Source organism: Pseudomonas serbiensis (assembly GCF_030580745.1).
Classification (GTDB): domain Bacteria; phylum Pseudomonadota; class Gammaproteobacteria; order Pseudomonadales; family Pseudomonadaceae; genus Aquipseudomonas; species Aquipseudomonas serbiensis.
Genome location: NZ_JAUQOO010000023.1, coordinates 27,258 through 44,406, shown reverse-complemented (window position 1 = coordinate 44,406; position 17,149 = coordinate 27,258). Strand labels below are relative to the sequence as shown.

The window sequence follows — 17,149 nt, the reverse complement described above, 5'->3', positions numbered from 1 at the left end:
TCCTTATTTGCATGAAGGGTCATGACGAAGCCACAGCGTGAAGCATTAACAGCATTTACAGGAAATGGGATGACGATTCAAATCGCGTATGAGCCAACGCTGGCAACCTCAGATCTTTTCCTGCATGAATTGATTTTTAAGACTACACAGAGCATCTCCTCTGCCCAATCTTCCCAAGTCGCGTTACTGTCAGCCTTTTCATGACCCGTTAAGGAAAAGTGCATGACGACGGTACTGGTACTGGTCGAGAGCGTTAATGAATATTTGCCGATTCTGGAGAGCAGCGGTTTTCGCTTGATCCGTGCGCCCACGGCCGCTTTGCGTGCCGAGGCCATTGCTGAGCATGGCCATGAAATTTCCGCTGTAATGACCCGCGGTCCTCTGGGGCTGTTTGCCGAGGAAATGGACGCGCTGCCTCATTTGCGGATCATCTGTGTGTCGGGTGCCGGTTATGAGAAGGTCGACCTTGCGGCTGCCCAGGCACGCGGCATTACCGTGACCAATGGCGCCGGGGTCAATGCGCCGACCGTGGCTGACCATACGATGGCGCTGTTGCTGTCGATCGTGCGTGATATCCCTCAGAACGATGCATCTGTGCGGCGCAGTGAGTGGCGCAAGGTCACGTGCCCGTCATTTGCCGGCAAGCGCCTGGGGATTGTAGGGCTCGGAGCGGTCGGGCTGGCCATTGCCAGGCGGGCTCAGGCATTCGACATGTCTATCCAGTATCACAACCGTAACGCGCGCAATGATGTGGATTACCTGTGGTATGCGACTGTTCTCGAACTGGCGGCCGCTTCGGACTTCCTGATCATTTCGACACCGGGCGGCAATGGCACGCTGCATTTGATCGATGCTCAGGTTCTCGATGCGCTGGGGCCGCAGGGCTATCTCGTGAACATAGCCCGGGCCAGCGTCGTCGATACGCAAGCATTGGTCGAGGCCTTGCAACAGCGCCGGATCGCCGGTGCAGGCCTGGATGTTTTCGATGACGAGCCGCACGTGCCGGATGTCTTCAAGGCTCTGGATAACGTCGTGCTGACGCCCCATGTCGGCGGTTTGTCCCCCGAGGCATCGAAGGATATGGTCTTGATGGTCAACAAGAACCTGCTGGCGTTTTTCTCGGGGCAGCCGGTTCTGACGCCTGTTCATGCCTGAGGAGTTGAATATGCACTCAGGCAATGAATACTTGCCTGAGTGCCAATTCTGATTGCGCTCAGGCACGCCTATAGTCCCCCCAACATTACATGGGGGGAGATGGACATGCTGGACGGGAAAGGCAAGACGCTACGAATCGGTCTGGTGGGGGATTTCGATGCAGAAGTGCCAGCGCATCAGGCAATTCCTTTGGCGCTGAACATGGTGGCCGAGGTTGTCAGTGTTCAGGTGCAACATCAATGGCTGCCGACACCGGGGATCGGTGAGGGCGAAATCCTCGCCGGTTTCGACGGTATCTGGTGCGTACCCGCCAGTCCTTATCGGGATATGCAGGGCGCGTTGAATGCTATCCGTTTTGCGCGTGAGCGGCAGATACCTTTTCTGGGCACCTGTGGCGGATTTCAGCATGCCTTGATCGAATATGCACGCAATCACCTGGGCTGGCAGGATGCCGAGCATGGCGAAACCTCACCGGATTCACCTCACGCCATCATTACGCCTTTGAGTTGTTCGTTGGTTGAGGCCACGGCTCCCATTCATCTCGTACCTGATTCGTTGATCGCCAAGGCTTACGGTGTGTCTGAAATCGCTGAACGCTATCGATGCAGCTATGGCTTGCGCCCTGAACTGGCAACCTCAATGTTTGGCGATACGCTGAAGGTCAGTGGCCGCGGACCTGAAGGGGATATCCGCAGTATCGAGCTGCAAGGCCATCCGTTTTTTGTCGCCACGCTGTTCCAGCCGGAGCGGGCTGCCTTGCAGGGCGTGGTTCCCGCGCTGGTTACAACTTTCGTTCGAGCCTGTGCCCATCGCGTAGAAGGAGCATGCCCATGATCGCCGCCCGCTTTCCAACACCTTATTACGCGGTGATCTTCACGTCGCTGCGCACGCTGCAAGGAGCCCATGAGTATGAAGTGGCCGCCCACAGGATGGTCGAGCTGGCCAGGGAGCAACCGGGTTTTCTGGGGGTGGAGTCGACACGCGGCGAAGACGGCTTGGGTATTACCGTTTCCTACTGGACCGATGAGCAAGCGATCCTGGCGTGGAAGCAGCACATCGAACATGCACAGGTGCGAGAGCTGGGACGCGCTCACTGGTATCAGGCCTGTACCACCAGAGTTTGCAAGGTCGAGCGGGACTATGCTTTCGAGGCATAGATAAACTGAAACAATGATTCAGCCCTCTGGCTCTGTCTGAATCTGCGGGGATATGCCAGCATTGCGTTCTTTCAGCCACAAAGCCGCTTTTGTGTGGAGCCCTCATGAACGAGAAAACGGTCCAGCCTGCCGTGTTGCGTATCCCCGAAGGCTTGCAGATCCCGGCTCAGGTGATCTGTCATGCCACCAGCCTGCGCCGGGCGAGTCGGCGTATCTGCCAGTTGTATGACGCGATCATGGCGCCTTGCGGCCTGCGTTCGACGCAACGCTCGATCCTGATGCAGATCGCCCGTAATCAGGCCCTGAGCATGACTGAACTGGCCATGTTGTTGGTGTTGGACCGTTCGGCCCTGGCCCAGAATCTCAAGCCACTGGAGCGTGAAGGGTTTGTCGCCGTTGAGGTGGACCCCGACGACAGGCGCAGCCGCCGGGTGCGCCTGACCCAGAGCGGCGTGGATAAACTGCTTGAGTCCCAGGCCTTGTGGGAAGAGGCCCAGCGTTGCTATGAGACGGCTCTGGGGACAGAGCGCGCTCATGAGTTGCGCCAGTTGCTGGGCCTGGTTCCGGTGGCCGATTATGGTGACGGCATCATCGGCGGGATATAGGTCAGCGTTGTGCCGAGCGCCCACAGCAAGACCAGCACCAGCGGCGTATGCACCAGTAATTGCACGAACGAGAAGCCTATCAGGTCGCGAGCTTTCAACCCCAGCACACCCAGCAGTGGCAGCATGTAGAACGGGTTGATCAGGTTGGGGAGGGCTTCGGCCGCATTGTAGATCTGCACGGCCCAGCCAAGGTGATACTGCAGTTCATTGGCGACCTGCATCACATAGGGTGCCTCGATGATCCACTTGCCGCCCCCCGACGGAATGAAGAATCCCAGCACCGCTGAGTAGATGCCCATCAGTACGGCATAGGTGTCGTGGGTGGCAATGCTGGTGAAAAAGGTCGAGATATAGTGCGCCAGGGTCTGGGCATCGCTGCCTTTGACGGTGGTCAGCAATGCGGCGATCGAGCCATAGAGCGGGAACTGGATCAGCACGCCCGTGGTGGTTGGCACTGCGCGGGTTACGGCATCCAGAAAGCTGCGCGGGCGCCAGTGCAGGAGTGCGCCGAGCATGATGAACAGGAAATTGTAGGTGTTCAGCCCTGAAATCGCGGTAATTGCAGGCTTGGTCGAGAACTCGTTGAACAGCCAGCCTGCACCCAGCAAAACCATCAGTATGATCAGCAGCGGGCTGTATTCCAGCCATTCGCCGGGCCGTGAGCGTGGTGGCAAGGGCGGCAGATTGAAGGCCGGGTCAACGCCACAGGCCTTGGCATCCTTGGCGGTATTCGGGCCGGGCGCCGTGGCATAGGCGACGATCAGTGAAATGACCACCAGTGCTGCGAGCATGACGCCTGACTGCCAGAGGAAAATAGTCTCGGTGAAGGGGATCACGCCAGTGATCGCCAGAATCGACGGCGGCAGGCTGCCAGGGTTGGCCTGCAACTGTGCCGCCGATGACGAGAGGCCAAGTGCCCAGACTGCGCCGAGCCCGAGATAAGCCGCAGCGCCAGCGGCGCGATAGTCCATGCGCAGGTCGGTGCGACGGGCGAGGGCACGCACCAGCAACCCGCCGAACACCAGCGAAAGTCCCCAGTTCAGCAACGAAGCCAGCATGGAAATCAGTGCCACCCAGGCCACGGCGGAGCGGCCGTTTTTCGGGATACGTGCAAGCCGGTCTATCAGACGTACCGCAGGCGGTGAACTGGCGACCACATAGCCACCAATGACCACGAAAGCCATCTGCATGGTGAAGGGAATCAGGCTCCAGAAACCGTCACCGAACGCCTTGGCCGCTTCGGCCGGCCTGGCGCCGATGGCCAGTGTCGCAAGAGTGACGATGGCTACCGCCAGTGCGGCAAAGACCCAGGAGTCGGGGAACCAGCGCTCGGCCCAGGCGGCACAGCGCAGGGCAAAGCGGGCGGAGCGGCTTTCTTCTATATGAGTGGCCACGTGGAGAGTACCTCTGATTATTGTTATGGGAGGAGGGCTCTCTGATTTGTCGTACGGGCATCCAGGCCAGTCGGATCGCCAGCGAGCCTCCACGCTCAAGGCTAGCAAATCCTGTCATGGACAAGGCCTTGCCGACCTTGCCCGTTTTTCTACCTGAAACCCTCGGCGGGAATTCATTGGCTCTGCATGCGTTAAGTGTTGCAAGCCAGTCAGAGGGCCGTGGGAGGCAGCTTGCTGGCGACTGGACCCGCTTGGGTGTTCAACGTATCCCGGCTGCCATGCGGTGTGTGAACACGCGACAACACTGTGTAAATGGATGGCAGCACGAACAGCGTGAACAGGGTGCCCACCAGCATGCCGACAACGATCACCAGACCGAGGCCAAAGCGGCTGTTGGCGCCCGCTCCGCTGGCGAACAACAAAGGGATCAGACCCACGACCATCGCCGCCGTGGTCATCAGGATCGGCCTTAGGCGAATGCGCGATGCCTGCACGATCGCTGTAGCCGCCGTGCAACTTCTGAGCACCCGCAACTCATTGGCGAACTCCACCATCAGAATCCCGTGTTTGCTGATCAACCCCACCAGGGTGACCAGGCCGATCTGGGTATAGATGTTTACGCTTGCCAGCCCCATGGCCAGTGGAATCAGTGCTCCGCAGATCGACAGCGGCACGGTGATCAGGATGATCAGCGGATCGATCAGGCTTTCGTATTGAGCGGCCAGCACCATGAAAATCACCACAAGGGCAAACAGGAAGGCGATCAGCAATGAGTTGCCTTCATGAATGAATTGCCTGGCATCGGCCTGCCAGTCCTGACTGAAACCGGCCGGCAGGCTTTCGCCTTGTGCCTGCAGAAACGCCACAGCCTGTCCCAGGCTGACGCCCGGTGCCGGAATGGCCTGGAAGGTCGCAGCGTTCTGCTGATTGAACTGCTTGAGTGCATTGGGCTGAATGTCACGTTCCAGGGTGACCACACTGGAAAGCGGTATCTGACGGTCCTGATCGGTACTGACGTAGATATTGTTGAGGGCCTGAGGTGTCAGGCGCTGGCCTGCCGAGCTCTGGGGGATGACGTCATAGGAACGCCCTTGCAGCCCGAAACGATTCGTGTAGTTCTCGCCCATCAGCACCATCAGGGTGTTACCGATGTCCTGCATGCGAATGCCCAGACTATTGGCCTTGCTGCGGTCGATGCGCACCCGGACTACCGGATTATTGAACGCAAGGTCACTGTCGACCACCGCGAACAGCCCGCTGTCACGCGCCCGCTGTTTAAGATCCTCCATTGTCTCGTGCAGTACGCGATAGTCCTGGGTCGTGCGAATGACCCACTGCACGGGCAGACCTCCGCTTGATGCCGGCAAGGCTGGCAACTGGAATACAAAGACGGCATTGCCTTCGGCAGCATCCACCGCATGCTGCAACTCGCTCTGGATCTGTACGGCGCTGCGTGTGCGCTCATCCCACGAAGCGAAGTTGACGCCGGCGAAACTGGCTGCCACCCCATCGGTACCGTTGATGATCCAGGTGCTGGATGTTTCGTCCAGCTGGCTCATGATGTCGCTCAACTGGTAGGCATAGCGCTCCACATAATCGAGGCTGGCGTTTTGCGGTGACTTGATCGCCAGCAGCAGATTGCCCTGATCCTCGTTGGGGGCCAGCTCTTTGGCGGCCATGCCATACAGCCAGGGCAGGCTGACCAGGACCAGCGCTGCAAAGGCCAGAACGATGCCACGCAGGCGAAGCGAGGTGATCAGTGCCCGTTGGTAACGTCGGGACAGATGCCTGAAAAAAGCCTCGGCGCGCTGACTCATGCGCGTTTCGTTCTGTCCGGATGGCAATAGCCGGGTGCAAAGGACGGGAGTCAGGGTCAGCGCAATGACTCCGGACACCAGCACCGAGCCGGCAAGCGTCAAGGCGAACTCCTTGAACAGTGCGCCTGTGAGGCCCGCCATCAACCCGATCGGCATGTAGACGGCCGCCAGGGTAATGGTCATGGCAATGACTGCAGAGGCGATTTCCCGTGCGCCCACCAGCGCAGCCTCCCAGGGCGTGCGGCCTTCGCGGATGTGGCGGTGAATGTTTTCCATGACCACAATGGCGTCGTCCACTACCAGCCCGATTGCCAGCACCATGGCAAGCAGGGTCAGCAGGTTGATACTGAACCCGAACAGCGCCATGAGTCCCAGCGCACCGAGCATTGACAGCGGGATGCTGATAATGGGGATCAGTACGCTGCGTACCGACCCAAGGCACAGATAAATGATCAGCACCACGATCAGCGTGGCCTCGATAAGTGTTTCGATCACTTCGACGATAGAGGCGTGGATGAAATTTGCGGTTTCAAAGGCCAGGGCTACCTGCACTCCCGGTGGCAAAGTCTTTTCGATTTCGGGCAGCAGTTGCCTGATGGCTGCAACTATCGACAGCGGGTTCCCGTCCGGTGTCGCATAAAGGCCAAGATGCACGGCGGGTTTGCCGTCCATCAGAGCGCTGGTTTCGTAGGCTGCCGACCCCAGCTCTACGCTGCCCACATCGCGCAGGCGCAATAAACGGTCTGCATGATTGCTGATGACCATGTCGCGAAAGTCTTTCAGGCTGCTCAGGTCAGTGTTGACCTGAATCGAGCTGACAACGTACTGGCCTTTTATCTGGCCTGGCGCTGCCTGGAAGTTATTGGCCTTGATCGCCCGCTCGACATCTTCGGCGCTGATGCCGTGGCCAGCCAGTCGTACGGGGTCCAGCCAGAGCCGCATGGCCAGGCGCTGGCCGCCGAATGTCTGGACTTTGGCCACGCCGTCAATGCCGGAAAACAGTGGCTGAACAACCCGGTCAAGGTAATCGCTCAACGCGGGCACGCTCATGCGGTCGCTTGAAAAGCCTACGTAGGCCACGGCTGTGGCATCCCCGGCGGAACGTTCGATGACCGGGTCATAGGCTTGTTCGGGCAAGCGATACTTGACCTGATTGACCTTGGCGATCACCTCGCTCAAGGTCTTGCCTGAGTCCTGGTTCAGCCCCAGACGCAAGGTGATGAGGCTGCGTCCCTGCACCGATGACGAACTGACGTAGTCAACGCCCTGGACCGAGGCCAGGGACTGGTTCAGAGGCTGGGTCACGAACCCCTGCATCAGTTCGGCCGGTGCGCCGGGGTACTCGGTGCTCACGCTGATGGTCGAGCTTTCCAGAAGCGGATACTGACGAACCGTCAAGTCCTGATAGGCCTTGAGCCCGGCCAGTACGATCAACAGGCTGACCACCAGTGCAAGCACTGGGCGTTTGACAAAGACATCCGTGAACTTCACAGCTCAGCTCCCTTGAAGGTGTCATGCCGGTGCGAGGCCGAAGTGTCGAGCACGCTCTTGCCCACCGGTTCGATCACGGCACCGTCACTGAGCTTCAACTGCCCCGAAACCACCACGCGGTCATCGCGCAGCACACCCTGCTCGATGATGACCCGACCATCGCGGCGTTCGCCGGTCTTCACTGCTACCCGACGTACTTTGGGGACCTGCGGGGCATCCGGTCCCGATTCAAGCACATAGATCTCTTCGCCATAGGCGTTATAGGTGATTGCCGTTTCCGGTACGGTCAACACATCTCTGGTCTGCGCCTGGGGCACTTTCACACGCGCGAACATGCGCGGCAGTGCCGTCTCGGGCGGCTGTTGCAGGCGTGCCTGAACGTTGATCATGCGCGAGGGGTCAAGAATGGGGTCCAGTGTCGTGACCATGCCCGTTATCGGTTGGTCCGGCAGGGCGTCGAGTATGACCTCCAGCGGCCGGCCGGGCTGGATGTGGGGCAGGGCATGTTCCGGCACGCTGAAGTTGACGTAGAAACCCTCGTTGCCCACCAGATTGATCAGGGTTTGTCCTGGCGTGACATATTGGCCCAGATGCACCTGGCGAATTCCCAGAGTGCCGGCAAAGGGCGCCTTGATGGTGAGCTGATCGATTTCGGCTTCGAGTGCCTGCAAGGCCCCCTTTGCAGCCAGATATTCGCTTTGTGCATCACCTTCTTCCTGTCGAGACATCGCATCGAGGGAGGTGAGCTGGCGTGCGCGTTGCAGACGTGCCTGACTGTTTTTCATCTTGCCTTGCAGGCGCACCAGATCTGCACGCTGGCGTGCATCGTTCAGACGCACCAGCACCTGACCGCGCTCGACCTGTTGCCCTGAGCGGATGGGCAGGTCGACGATACGTCCACCAACCTCGGCAGGTACGCTGACTTCCTGGAAAGCCTCCAGCTCGCCGATGGCTTCCAGATAGTCGGTGAACGGTGCGCTGTCGACCTGGGCAACCGCTACCTTCACAGGCTTCACTGCAGCAGTGTCCACTGGCTGGGCCGTGCTCGTGCGAAACGTCCAGAGGCCGCCCAGAATGATCAGCCCCGAGAACAGCAGGAGAATGAGAGGGTGGCGCCTCGCTGCACCGACATCAATCATTGGGATTTTCCTTGAATGGCTTTTAGTAGATCGGCCAGCAACCCGGCGTGAGGAGTTCCACAAGATGGTCGTCCGGGTCTCGGAAATAGATGCTCGACCCGCCTTTTGGCCATTGGGTCCGGCCTTCTATGGGAATGCCTGCCTGGGTGAGTCGCTCGGTCCAGGGAGCCATATCCGCAGAGTCGATGGCAAAGCAGACATGGATTCGGCCCTGAGCATCATGAGGCGGGATTTCTCCGCCACTCAGGTGCTTGGTCTCCAGTGAGGCGCCTTGCTTGAACAGCAGCAGGGCGTTCGCCCCGCCAACGTTCAGTGCAACCAGTACGTTGCTTTCCACCATCACTTCGAGCCCAAGGGTCTTGTAGTAAAAATTCTTGGCTTCTGTAAGATCTTTCACATAAAGCGCGGTCTCAATGATCCTGTTGAGTCGCGGCATATCTCGCTCTCCTTATGGAATCAAGGAAGCACCCTCTCTCCCGAAGTTGGAAGGCTAAGGATGGCTACTGTTTTATTGCGTAATATCGACTTGAATCTGTTGGTGATTCTCGATGCCCTTCTGACAGAAAAGCATGTCACTCGCACGGGCGAACGATTGCATCTGAGTCAGCCGGCCATCAGTCACTCCTTGAGCAAGTTGCGCAGTCTGCTTGATGATCCGATCCTGATCAGGAAGGGCAATGAGGTCTTCCTGAGTGCTCTGGCAATCAGCCTCCAGGCGCCTCTCAAGAATCTGTTGAGTCAGATCGAAGCCTTGTTTGGCAGCTCGATTGCCTTTGAGCCCGCCACGTCCCGGCGCACGTTCAATCTGGCCATGTCGGATTACGGCGCGGCAATTGTCTTGCCCAAATTGCTGGTCCGTTTTCGCCGGGAAGCGCCCAATACAACGCTGCTCGTCACTCAGAGCAGCCGTCACGGAATGCTTGAGCAAGTCGCTCAAGGCAAGATCGATCTGGCGCTGGGCGTATTTCCCAACCTGCCGACCGACATCGCCCAGGCCACGCTTTTCGAGGAAACCTTTTCGTGCCTGCTCGACCGCAACACCTTGCCGCCGGGTGGAACGCTCGATCTCGAAAACTACCTGTTGCGTCCGCATATATCCGTTTCCATGGATGGGAGCGTGGGTGAGGTGGACACGCTGTTGCGTGCTCAGGGCCTGCACCGACGCATCGCCGTCAGTGTGCCGCACTGGCGTACGGCGCCAGGCATGATCAGCAATACCGACCTGATCCTCACCGTGGCCACACGTACGCTGGATGAGGCACTTCTTGACGATTCGCTCATACAACTCACACCTCCATTGACCATTCCGCCGTTTCCGTTCGTACAGATCTGGCATCACCGGTTCAACGAAGACCCTGCGCATCAATGGCTACGTGAGCAGGTCGCACAGGCGGCCGCTCATCGCACTGTCTCGTTCTGATCCGGGCGCAGTCGCAAGCGCAGGTCCGGTCCGATGCTGGTCACTTCGTACAGACTGAAATTCAGACTGTCATGAAGGCTGGTCAACTCCGGTAGATGGACCATCGGCCGGGCGATATCACCCAGCAGACGTGGTGCGATGTAGACCAGCAGTTCGTCCACCAGGCCGGCCTTGAGCAGCGCACCGGCCAGAGTGGGGCCGGCCTCCACGAATACATCGTGCAGGCCGCGCTCGCTGAGCACTTGCATCAACTGCGCAAGATCCACTCCGTTCTCGTCACTTTGCAAACGCAACACTTCGTTGCCCGTGGTTGTGGACTCAGCCGGTGAAGCGTCCAGTCCGACCACATGCAGGCTGGGCGCCAGGCTGTTGAATACTCGTGCGTTGCCGGGCACCCGGGCCTTGCTGTCGAGCACGACCCGGACCGGAGGCAAGGCTGCCGGTGAAGACAGATGGCGTACGGTCAGCAGCGGGTCATCAGCCAGTACAGTGCCACTGCCGGTCACGATAGCTGCACTGGACGCCCTCCAGAGTTGTACATCGCTGCGTGCCTGATGACTGGAAATCCATTGCGAGCGACCGTTGCTCAGCGCCGTGCGACCATCCAGGCTCATGCCCAGCTTGAGCTGCACCCAGGGTCTTCGTCGTTCGACACTGGACAGAAAACCACGATTGAGTTCCCGTGCCGCTGTCCTGAACAACCCCACCTTGACCTCGATACCGGCTTCACGGAGTTGCGCGATTCCGCGCCCGTTGACCTTCTCGAAAGGGTCTTCATGGGCAACGACAACCGTGGCAATTCCACTGTCGATCAAGGCCTGGTGGCAGGCGCCGGTTCGTCCTACGTGACTGCAGGGCTCCAGCGTCACATAGGCCGTGGCACCTTTTGCCAGTGCCCCGGCCTGGCGCAACGCGAAGACTTCGGCATGCGGCCCGCCAGCGCAGCGATGCCAGCCTTCGCCAACCACTTGGTTTCCGTGGGCAATCACACAGCCCACCCGAGGGTTGGGCCATGTGGAGTGACTGCCACGTGCGGCCAGCGATAATGCATGCTGCATGTGCTGGAAGTCGCATTCAGTGAAGTGGTTCATACCTGCGCCTGTGCTCCGGCGTGGACGTTGATCGGGTAAATACGCCCGTCATAGGCGCTGGCCAGAAAGCCTGTGCCGTCGATGTTGTGGGAAATGCAGGAGATACCGCTGGCCGTCGGTTTCTCTACAGCCACCCAGCGACGTTTGGCGACATCGAAAATGGCCACTGTTCCGCCGTAACTGCCTGTTGCGATCTGCGTGTGATCAGGGGAAATGGCGATGCACTTGATCGAGTGCTGGTGAGGCGTGTCGTAGACCTCATCCTGACCGTTGCGCCACAGGCGCAGCTTGAGGTCCCTGCCGATGCTGGCAAAACCATCTTCAATACGGGTGCAGCCGTTGGAAATACGGGCGTGAGCCTTGTCCAGGTAGCGCTCCAGGCCGAAGTCGCTGATCCGGTGAAAAGCCGCCGCGGCAGTGGCGCATACGCTGAACAGAAACGTCTCGTCGGCAGCGATACCCTTGATGGCATTCTCATGCAGTTGTATCGAGGTGACGAAGCGGGGCTGGCCGGCTTCCAGCGCAAAAACAAGCGCTTCGCCGGTGTACGTCCCGATAGCCGCATGCAACTGGCCGTTTTTCTCGAACGTAGTGCCGCAGTTGAGTGGAGAGCGATGCTGATAGAGCGTGTCCCCGGTACGGGCGTCGAAGACGGTGCCCATCTGCCCGCCTGTCAGAACGCTTTCGCCGAAGGGCAGCAGGAAGTTGCAGAGGCTGCCGGCGTGAGTGCTGGCCTGACCATTGATGTGCAGGATGCCGGCATCGCCAATGCTGTAGATGTCATCGTTGACGACAGCCACGGCATTCAGGCTGATCGCAGGCTCGATACCGTCCAGGTCCCAGACCTGTGTCTTGAAGTTCCAGGTTGCGTACCGTGAGCCAAAGGTCACGAAGGCGATGCGGTCGGTTCCCAGCAACGTACAACTGCGCGGCCAGATGATGCTGGGCAGGGACGTCTGTGCAGTCTTGACCAGATGGTTGTGCTCATCCAGATGCCAGAGTATGACGCAGCGGTCGTAGCTCAGGCTGACCAGCAGACGCTGCTCGTCATCCCAGATGATGCGTTTGATTCCGGCAGCATGGGCCGGGTGCAGGTGAGTGCCGCTTGCATCGATGAGGGAAACCTTGCCCTCATCGTCACCCGCGAAGATGATCCCGTCCCGTGACAGGGCAACAGTGTCGGTTTCCACACCGCCCAGATCGATGAGTTCAAGCTGGGCACCGCTCTGTGCGCACCAGCGGCGAATCGAGCCATCGTCACTGCTTGAAACCAGTGTACGGCCGTCGGCTGACCAACTGACCGAAATCACATCGGCACTATGGCCTTTGAGGATGTGTCTGGTCTGCCCTTGCAGATCGAACAGACGCAGCGTGTGATCGCGTGAACTGGTCGCGATGGTTTGGCCATCCGGCGAGAACGCGGCCATCTCGATGTCATCTTCATGCCCGATCAACACGGCCTTGAGGCGCAGGCCTGGCACTTCCCAGACGCGCGCCGTGTAGTCGCTGCTGGCACTGACCAGTAACGTACCGTCGGCATTGAATGCGCATTGATTGGCCAGGTGGTCATGCAGCACACGCTGGATGGGGGTTTTGGTTCTGGCATCCCACAAGATGACCTGATTGTCGTAACCCGCGGTGGCTACATAACGATCTTTGAAAGCGTTGATACCGCTGATAGGTCCGAAATGGCGCATGATCTATATCCTTTAGATAAGTAGGAAACTCGAATTTCAGTCAGCCGCTGTCGGCCTGTGTATAAGGCAGACGGTAAGAAAGAGTCAGTCAGTTGCTAATGGCGATACGGTGTTGTTTCTTGTCGATCTTGGCTTGTAGATAGTTTCGGTTATGTTCGGTGATGAATACGCCGGTCGGAATGACGTCTGAAACATGTATGCCGTTTGATTCCAGAGCCGACACTTTTTCGGGGTTGTTGGTGATAATACGGCAATCAGTAATACCCACGGCTTTCAACATGCTGGCTGCCAGAGAAAAGTCCCGATCATCTTCCGGGAAACTGAGGTGCGTATTGGCTTCAAATGTATCCAGGCCCGTGTCTTGAAGTCGATAGGCTTCAAGTTTGGCATACAAGCCGATGCCGCGGCCTTCCTGACGCAAGTAAATAAGATAGCCGCCTTCTTTATGCATGCGATTGATGGACTCGGTCAATTGAGGCCCGCAATCGCAGCGCTGGGAACTGAAGACATCCCCCGTCAGGCATTCGGAGTGGATACGTACCAGTGGACTTTCCGGTCGATCGGGCCCCAGCTTTATCAAAATATGTTCATGTTTGGGGTCAAGGCCGCTAAAGGTGAAAAACGTGCCAGGGCATTGACCTTCATTGAGAGGAATATCAACTTTATTACGCACTTTGACAGTTTTCATGATTAACCTTCTTACTGAGTGATGAGGCTATTTGTTTTTATAGGAGGACACTGGGGCAATGATTCACACCGAGGGTGTTTCTGCAAGGCGAAACCCCATGACATAGATGGCTCGAGGGTATTTGCCGTGGCGTCGGCAATTGCGTGCCAGATCTCTGAAGCGGGTGAAGCTCCCGCCCCGGGCGACGCGATGGGTACCCACAACGGTAACCAGATCGTCTTCGATTGCCTGACCGCCAGGGTAGGGGGCGTAATCGTCGGCGACGTATTCCTCGACATTACCCGCCATGTCCATGCAGCCGAATGCGGAGGCACCCCGGCTGAATGCGCCGATGGGGGATGTAGTGAACAGCCCCAGCTCTGCCGTATTGCAATGGTCGGGCAGGAAGCTGTTGCCCCACGGAAAGACCAGATTCCCGGGGCCGGCCGCGGCGTATTCCCATTCCGCTTCCAGTGGCAGGCGGAATTGACGCCCGGTACGGCTGTTGAGCCAGTCGATGTAGGCCTCGACATCCTCGACGGTCAAGCCGAATACCGGATGATTGGCCCGATCCGTTGGAAACTGCCCGAAAGGCCAGTTATCCGGGATCCTGGGTTGCATCGAGTCTTCCAGAAACGCCCGGTATTCCAGATTGGTGACCGGAAACTTTGCGATACGGTAAGGCTGGAGTGTCACCGCGTGACGGGGCACTTCCTTTTCGATCCAGGAACGATCAAGCCCAAGCCCGCTCATTTCCTTCATGACCGAATCGACCTCATCGGCTGCCAGCCCTGTCGACACCTTACCGCCCCTGATATCAATCATCTGCGGGTCGAATACGTTGATGCGCGTGTCCACGGTCTGCGCGAGCAACTTGCCAGCTGCCAGTCGGACCTGCAGCGTGGCTTCGGGATCCTCAAGGCGCTCGATCAGCCGCTCCGTGGGCTCCTGAGCCAGTAGTTTCCAGGTCGCCAAAGGCAGCGACAGGTTCCGGGGCTGCTGAAAGTGCTCGGGCAGCCCCATCAGATACCTGTCGGTCATCTGAGGGGTAAGCGGCCCTTCAAAGACTGGCCAGTGGGTGAATGAATGATTTGTCGCCATTTGAGACGTGCCTCCTGCGGGAATCACGGAGTATCGCCAGCCCCGTCTGAGGGGCTGCGAGTCGGATCGCTAGCGTGTACAGACCAGACCGGTCTGCAGGCAGTTGCGCTCGAAGTCATCCCAGTAACCGGCGGGGAATTTGTCACGATTGGCTTTTGAGATGATCGGCTTCTGCCACTCGAAGGTGGAAAAACCGGCCTTGGACAGTGCGGTTTCGTAAGCTTCGCGGCTCCAGCGGTAGAAGGTGAATGCGCTGGGTGGCTGGGTTACGAACTCTGCGTCACAACGGAAGCCGCCCTTGTGAGGCTGCTCGTTGAGCACATGGACGCCGTATTTGGTGAAGTTCCCCTGTGCCAGTTGAAAGCCAGGATCAACGGTATAGGCAATCAGCCTGCCACCGGGCTTGAGGTTCTTTGCCACCACCGCAAACATTTTTTCCAGTTCGTCGACCGATTGCGCATAGTTGAACAGCCAGGCCGCGCTCACCCGGTCAAAGGGGGCTTGTGGCAATGTCCCCATGTCCGCAACATTGGAAACCATGTATTCGATGGCCTCATTGTTACGTTCGGATTCCTTGCGGGCCAGTTCGATCATCGAGGAGGAAATATCGACTCCCACTACCTTGCTGGCTCCCTGGCGATACAGCTCCCGGCCAAAAAAGCCGAAGCCACAGGCCAGATCCAGTACGGACTTGCCTTTCACATCACCCATCATGTGAAAGAACGTCTGGGTCTCGACGGAACGCTGTGATGCGCTGTCTGTAAACGCTTCGAAGCGTTCGCCAATTGAATCGTATGCTGCGGATTGACCGGCCATTGTTAACTTCCTTTTATGTGGTGAAAATCCTGGGCCTCGGATTAACTGCGTGTGGTAATCAAGAAGCCGATAATGACAATGAAAACACCGAACAACTTCTGAATGTTGACCGGTCTGCGGGGGAGGCCGACCAGACCGAAGTAATCAATCAATAACGAAATCACAAGCTGCCCGATAATAACCGCCATCATGAAGTTTAAAGTTCCCAGTCGAGGTGCCATCAGCAGTGCGATGGTGATGTAGAAAACACCGGCCACGCCACCTAACCAGGCCCACCAGGGAGCACTTTGTAAAGCCGTAGTGCTCGGCTTTTCAACTTTGAATATCAACAGGGCGGCGAAGACCGCAATCAAGCTGACCAAAAGCGAAACAGTCGTAGCCCATAAGGGGTGTCCCAGTAATGTGCCCAACCTGGCATTGGTGCCCGCCTGCAAGGGAACTGCAAAACCAGCGGCCAGACTCAGAGCAATAGCGGTTAATACATTCATCAAGTGGGTTCCTCTTCTGGTCAGTTTTACTTTTATGGATGGGGATAAGCCAATTCTTGTTTGTAATGGGCTGTATTCGTGAGACCGATGACAGTCTTTACCGGTCTGGTATTCAAACTCAACAAACAGGGCCGGCAACAATGTTTTTCGGTGAGCTTGCGATGTAGCAGAGGAGCAGGAGATACAAGTCCGTTGTTCTGAAAGCCGACATGGTCAGGCCTCTGGCGATGTTTTCGCGCTCCGGTCATGACACTTTAGACAAGTATTTTCAATGAGGGGATAGAAATGACATCAGTAGCAATGTGCTACTAACTAAGTTGCATGTATTGCCAGGCAATAATGCAGCAGGCCGCTGTAAGAGAGCGGCCTGCGGTATAAGGAGTCGGGTCTGTTTGTCGTGGTCGTGTGGCGTGAACCAAGGCTTTCAGAATGTCATTTCGATCACATCATCCGGCACTATCAGCTTGCCGGCCGTCTTGGCAACGATCTCTTCCACGCTGACTCCTGGCGCACGTTCGCGCAGGATGAAGGCACCGTTCTCGATTTCCAGATACGCAAGGTCGGTCAGCACCCGCCGGATACAACCGGCACCGGTCAGTGGCAGGCTGCAACGCGGCAGCAGCTTGGATTCGCCGTCCTTGGAGGCATGGGTCATGGTGACGATGATGTTCTCGGCGCCCGCCACCAGATCCATCGCGCCACCCATGCCCTTGACCAGCTTGCCGGGGATCATCCATGAAGCGATGTTGCCTTCGACATCCACTTCAAAAGCGCCCAGCACCGTCAGGTCCACATGACCGCCACGGATCATGGCGAAGGATTCGGCCGAGGAGAAAATCGAAGCGCCGATGCGCGCTGTCACTGTTTGCTTGCCTGCGTTGATCATGTCGGCATCGATGGTTTCTTCAGTGGGAAACTCGCCCATGCCCAGCAGGCCGTTTTCCGATTGCAGCATCACATCGATATCGTTCGGGACGTAGTTGGCGACCAGCGTCGGAATGCCGATGCCCAGATTGACGTAGTAACCGTCTTTCAGTTCACGGGCGACACGTTGAGCCATTTGTTCGCGGGAAAGTGCCATGGTCTGAAATCTCTTTTTGTTGTACGCCGC

17 protein-coding genes are annotated in these 17,149 nt (G+C 58.0%); 6 read left to right on the top strand and 11 right to left on the bottom strand.

The features are described from left to right. Positions 1–21: 21 nt before the first annotated feature. From Q6A51_RS23605 to Q6A51_RS23585, 5 genes are all read left to right on the top strand, one after another. Entirely contained in the window at positions 22–204 is a 183-nt protein-coding gene (locus Q6A51_RS23605; protein ID WP_304575855.1) for a hypothetical protein, read from the top strand. 18 nt (positions 205–222) lie between these two features. Continuing rightward, positions 223–1,155 carry a 2-hydroxyacid dehydrogenase gene (locus Q6A51_RS23600; RefSeq protein ID WP_304575854.1) on the top strand — a complete coding sequence of 311 codons (933 nt, stop codon included), beginning with the start codon at positions 223–225 and terminating at the stop codon, positions 1,153–1,155. Between the two features lie 99 nt (positions 1,156–1,254). After that, a complete protein-coding gene (locus tag Q6A51_RS23595) occupies positions 1,255–1,989 on the top strand; it encodes a CTP synthase C-terminal region-related (seleno)protein (RefSeq protein WP_201020470.1) in 735 nt (244 codons plus the stop codon). Beyond that, positions 1,986–2,312, top strand: coding sequence for an antibiotic biosynthesis monooxygenase family protein (locus tag Q6A51_RS23590; protein WP_201020469.1), 327 nt, complete (start codon positions 1,986–1,988; stop codon positions 2,310–2,312). The genes Q6A51_RS23595 and Q6A51_RS23590 overlap by 4 nt, the downstream gene beginning before the upstream one ends. A gap of 104 nt (positions 2,313–2,416) precedes the next feature. Next, positions 2,417–2,917 (top strand): MarR family winged helix-turn-helix transcriptional regulator, encoded by a 501-nt coding sequence (locus Q6A51_RS23585; protein ID WP_201020468.1) that lies wholly within the window; start codon positions 2,417–2,419, stop codon positions 2,915–2,917. Here Q6A51_RS23585 and Q6A51_RS23580 read toward each other — a convergent pair. The 4 genes from Q6A51_RS23580 to Q6A51_RS23565 form a co-directional block, all read right to left on the bottom strand. Next, positions 2,887–4,311, bottom strand: coding sequence for a short-chain fatty acid transporter (locus Q6A51_RS23580; RefSeq protein ID WP_201020467.1), 1,425 nt, complete (start codon positions 4,309–4,311; stop codon positions 2,887–2,889). The two genes, Q6A51_RS23585 and Q6A51_RS23580, sit on opposite strands and share 31 nt — an antisense overlap. Before the next feature lie 209 nt (positions 4,312–4,520). Continuing rightward, on the bottom strand, positions 4,521–7,619 hold the full coding sequence (locus Q6A51_RS23575; RefSeq protein WP_304575853.1) for a MexW/MexI family multidrug efflux RND transporter permease subunit: 3,099 nt from the start codon (positions 7,617–7,619) through the stop codon (positions 4,521–4,523). Beyond that, the gene (locus Q6A51_RS23570; protein WP_304575852.1) at positions 7,616–8,758 is read right to left on the bottom strand and encodes an efflux RND transporter periplasmic adaptor subunit; all 1,143 of its coding nucleotides are present in this window, start codon (positions 8,756–8,758) and stop codon (positions 7,616–7,618) included. Before Q6A51_RS23570 ends, Q6A51_RS23575 begins: the two co-directional genes overlap by 4 nt. A 22-nt stretch (positions 8,759–8,780) precedes the next feature. Beyond that, complete coding sequence (locus tag Q6A51_RS23565) at positions 8,781–9,194, bottom strand: VOC family protein (protein WP_201020464.1); 414 nt, start codon at positions 9,192–9,194, stop codon at positions 8,781–8,783. Between the two features lie 60 nt (positions 9,195–9,254). On the opposite strand from Q6A51_RS23565, the gene Q6A51_RS23560 reads away from it, so the two are divergent. Further along, positions 9,255–10,178 carry a LysR family transcriptional regulator gene (locus Q6A51_RS23560; protein WP_304575851.1) on the top strand — a complete coding sequence of 308 codons (924 nt, stop codon included), beginning with the start codon at positions 9,255–9,257 and terminating at the stop codon, positions 10,176–10,178. On the opposite strand, the gene ribD is transcribed toward Q6A51_RS23560, so the two are convergent. The 7 genes from ribD to Q6A51_RS23525 form a co-directional block, all read right to left on the bottom strand. Further along, the gene (ribD, locus tag Q6A51_RS23555; RefSeq protein WP_201020462.1) at positions 10,157–11,269 is read right to left on the bottom strand and encodes a bifunctional diaminohydroxyphosphoribosylaminopyrimidine deaminase/5-amino-6-(5-phosphoribosylamino)uracil reductase RibD; all 1,113 of its coding nucleotides are present in this window, start codon (positions 11,267–11,269) and stop codon (positions 10,157–10,159) included. The two genes, Q6A51_RS23560 and ribD, sit on opposite strands and share 22 nt — an antisense overlap. Continuing rightward, positions 11,266–12,966, bottom strand: a complete 1,701-nt coding sequence (locus tag Q6A51_RS23550; RefSeq protein WP_304575850.1) for a WD40 repeat domain-containing protein — start codon at positions 12,964–12,966, stop codon at positions 11,266–11,268. The genes ribD and Q6A51_RS23550 overlap by 4 nt, the downstream gene beginning before the upstream one ends. Before the next feature lie 88 nt (positions 12,967–13,054). Further along, a complete protein-coding gene (locus Q6A51_RS23545) occupies positions 13,055–13,654 on the bottom strand; it encodes a GTP cyclohydrolase II (protein WP_201006655.1) in 600 nt (199 codons plus the stop codon). Positions 13,655–13,717: 63 nt separating this feature from the next. Continuing rightward, a complete protein-coding gene (locus tag Q6A51_RS23540; RefSeq protein ID WP_304575849.1) occupies positions 13,718–14,734 on the bottom strand; it encodes a formylglycine-generating enzyme family protein in 1,017 nt (338 codons plus the stop codon). A gap of 69 nt (positions 14,735–14,803) precedes the next feature. Continuing rightward, the gene (locus tag Q6A51_RS23535) at positions 14,804–15,550 is read right to left on the bottom strand and encodes a class I SAM-dependent methyltransferase (RefSeq protein ID WP_304575848.1); all 747 of its coding nucleotides are present in this window, start codon (positions 15,548–15,550) and stop codon (positions 14,804–14,806) included. A gap of 41 nt (positions 15,551–15,591) precedes the next feature. Beyond that, positions 15,592–16,038, bottom strand: coding sequence for a DMT family transporter (locus Q6A51_RS23530; RefSeq protein ID WP_201006650.1), 447 nt, complete (start codon positions 16,036–16,038; stop codon positions 15,592–15,594). Between the two features lie 424 nt (positions 16,039–16,462). Further along, on the bottom strand, positions 16,463–17,119 hold the full coding sequence (locus tag Q6A51_RS23525; protein ID WP_304575847.1) for a CoA transferase subunit B: 657 nt from the start codon (positions 17,117–17,119) through the stop codon (positions 16,463–16,465). Positions 17,120–17,149: the final 30 nt, after the last annotated feature.

Bases quoted from the DNA above. Each gene is read 5' to 3' on its own strand.
- Q6A51_RS23605 (WP_304575855.1), top strand. From the start codon at position 22: ATGACGAAGCCACAGCGTGAAGCATTAACAGCATTTACAGGAAATGGG.
- Q6A51_RS23600 (WP_304575854.1), top strand. From the start codon at position 223: ATGACGACGGTACTGGTACTGGTCGAGAGCGTTAATGAATATTTGCCG.
- Q6A51_RS23595 (WP_201020470.1), top strand. From the start codon at position 1,255: ATGGACATGCTGGACGGGAAAGGCAAGACGCTACGAATCGGTCTGGTG.
- Q6A51_RS23590 (WP_201020469.1), top strand. From the start codon at position 1,986: ATGATCGCCGCCCGCTTTCCAACACCTTATTACGCGGTGATCTTCACG.
- Q6A51_RS23585 (WP_201020468.1), top strand. From the start codon at position 2,417: ATGAACGAGAAAACGGTCCAGCCTGCCGTGTTGCGTATCCCCGAAGGC.
- Q6A51_RS23570 (WP_304575852.1), bottom strand. From the start codon at position 8,758: ATGATTGATGTCGGTGCAGCGAGGCGCCACCCTCTCATTCTCCTGCTG.
- Q6A51_RS23565 (WP_201020464.1), bottom strand. From the start codon at position 9,194: ATGCCGCGACTCAACAGGATCATTGAGACCGCGCTTTATGTGAAAGAT.
- Q6A51_RS23560 (WP_304575851.1), top strand. From the start codon at position 9,255: ATGGCTACTGTTTTATTGCGTAATATCGACTTGAATCTGTTGGTGATT.
- ribD (WP_201020462.1), bottom strand. From the start codon at position 11,269: ATGAACCACTTCACTGAATGCGACTTCCAGCACATGCAGCATGCATTA.
- Q6A51_RS23550 (WP_304575850.1), bottom strand. From the start codon at position 12,966: ATGCGCCATTTCGGACCTATCAGCGGTATCAACGCTTTCAAAGATCGT.
- Q6A51_RS23545 (WP_201006655.1), bottom strand. From the start codon at position 13,654: ATGAAAACTGTCAAAGTGCGTAATAAAGTTGATATTCCTCTCAATGAA.
- Q6A51_RS23540 (WP_304575849.1), bottom strand. From the start codon at position 14,734: ATGGCGACAAATCATTCATTCACCCACTGGCCAGTCTTTGAAGGGCCG.
- Q6A51_RS23535 (WP_304575848.1), bottom strand. From the start codon at position 15,550: ATGGCCGGTCAATCCGCAGCATACGATTCAATTGGCGAACGCTTCGAA.
- Q6A51_RS23530 (WP_201006650.1), bottom strand. From the start codon at position 16,038: ATGAATGTATTAACCGCTATTGCTCTGAGTCTGGCCGCTGGTTTTGCA.
- Q6A51_RS23525 (WP_304575847.1), bottom strand. From the start codon at position 17,119: ATGGCACTTTCCCGCGAACAAATGGCTCAACGTGTCGCCCGTGAACTG.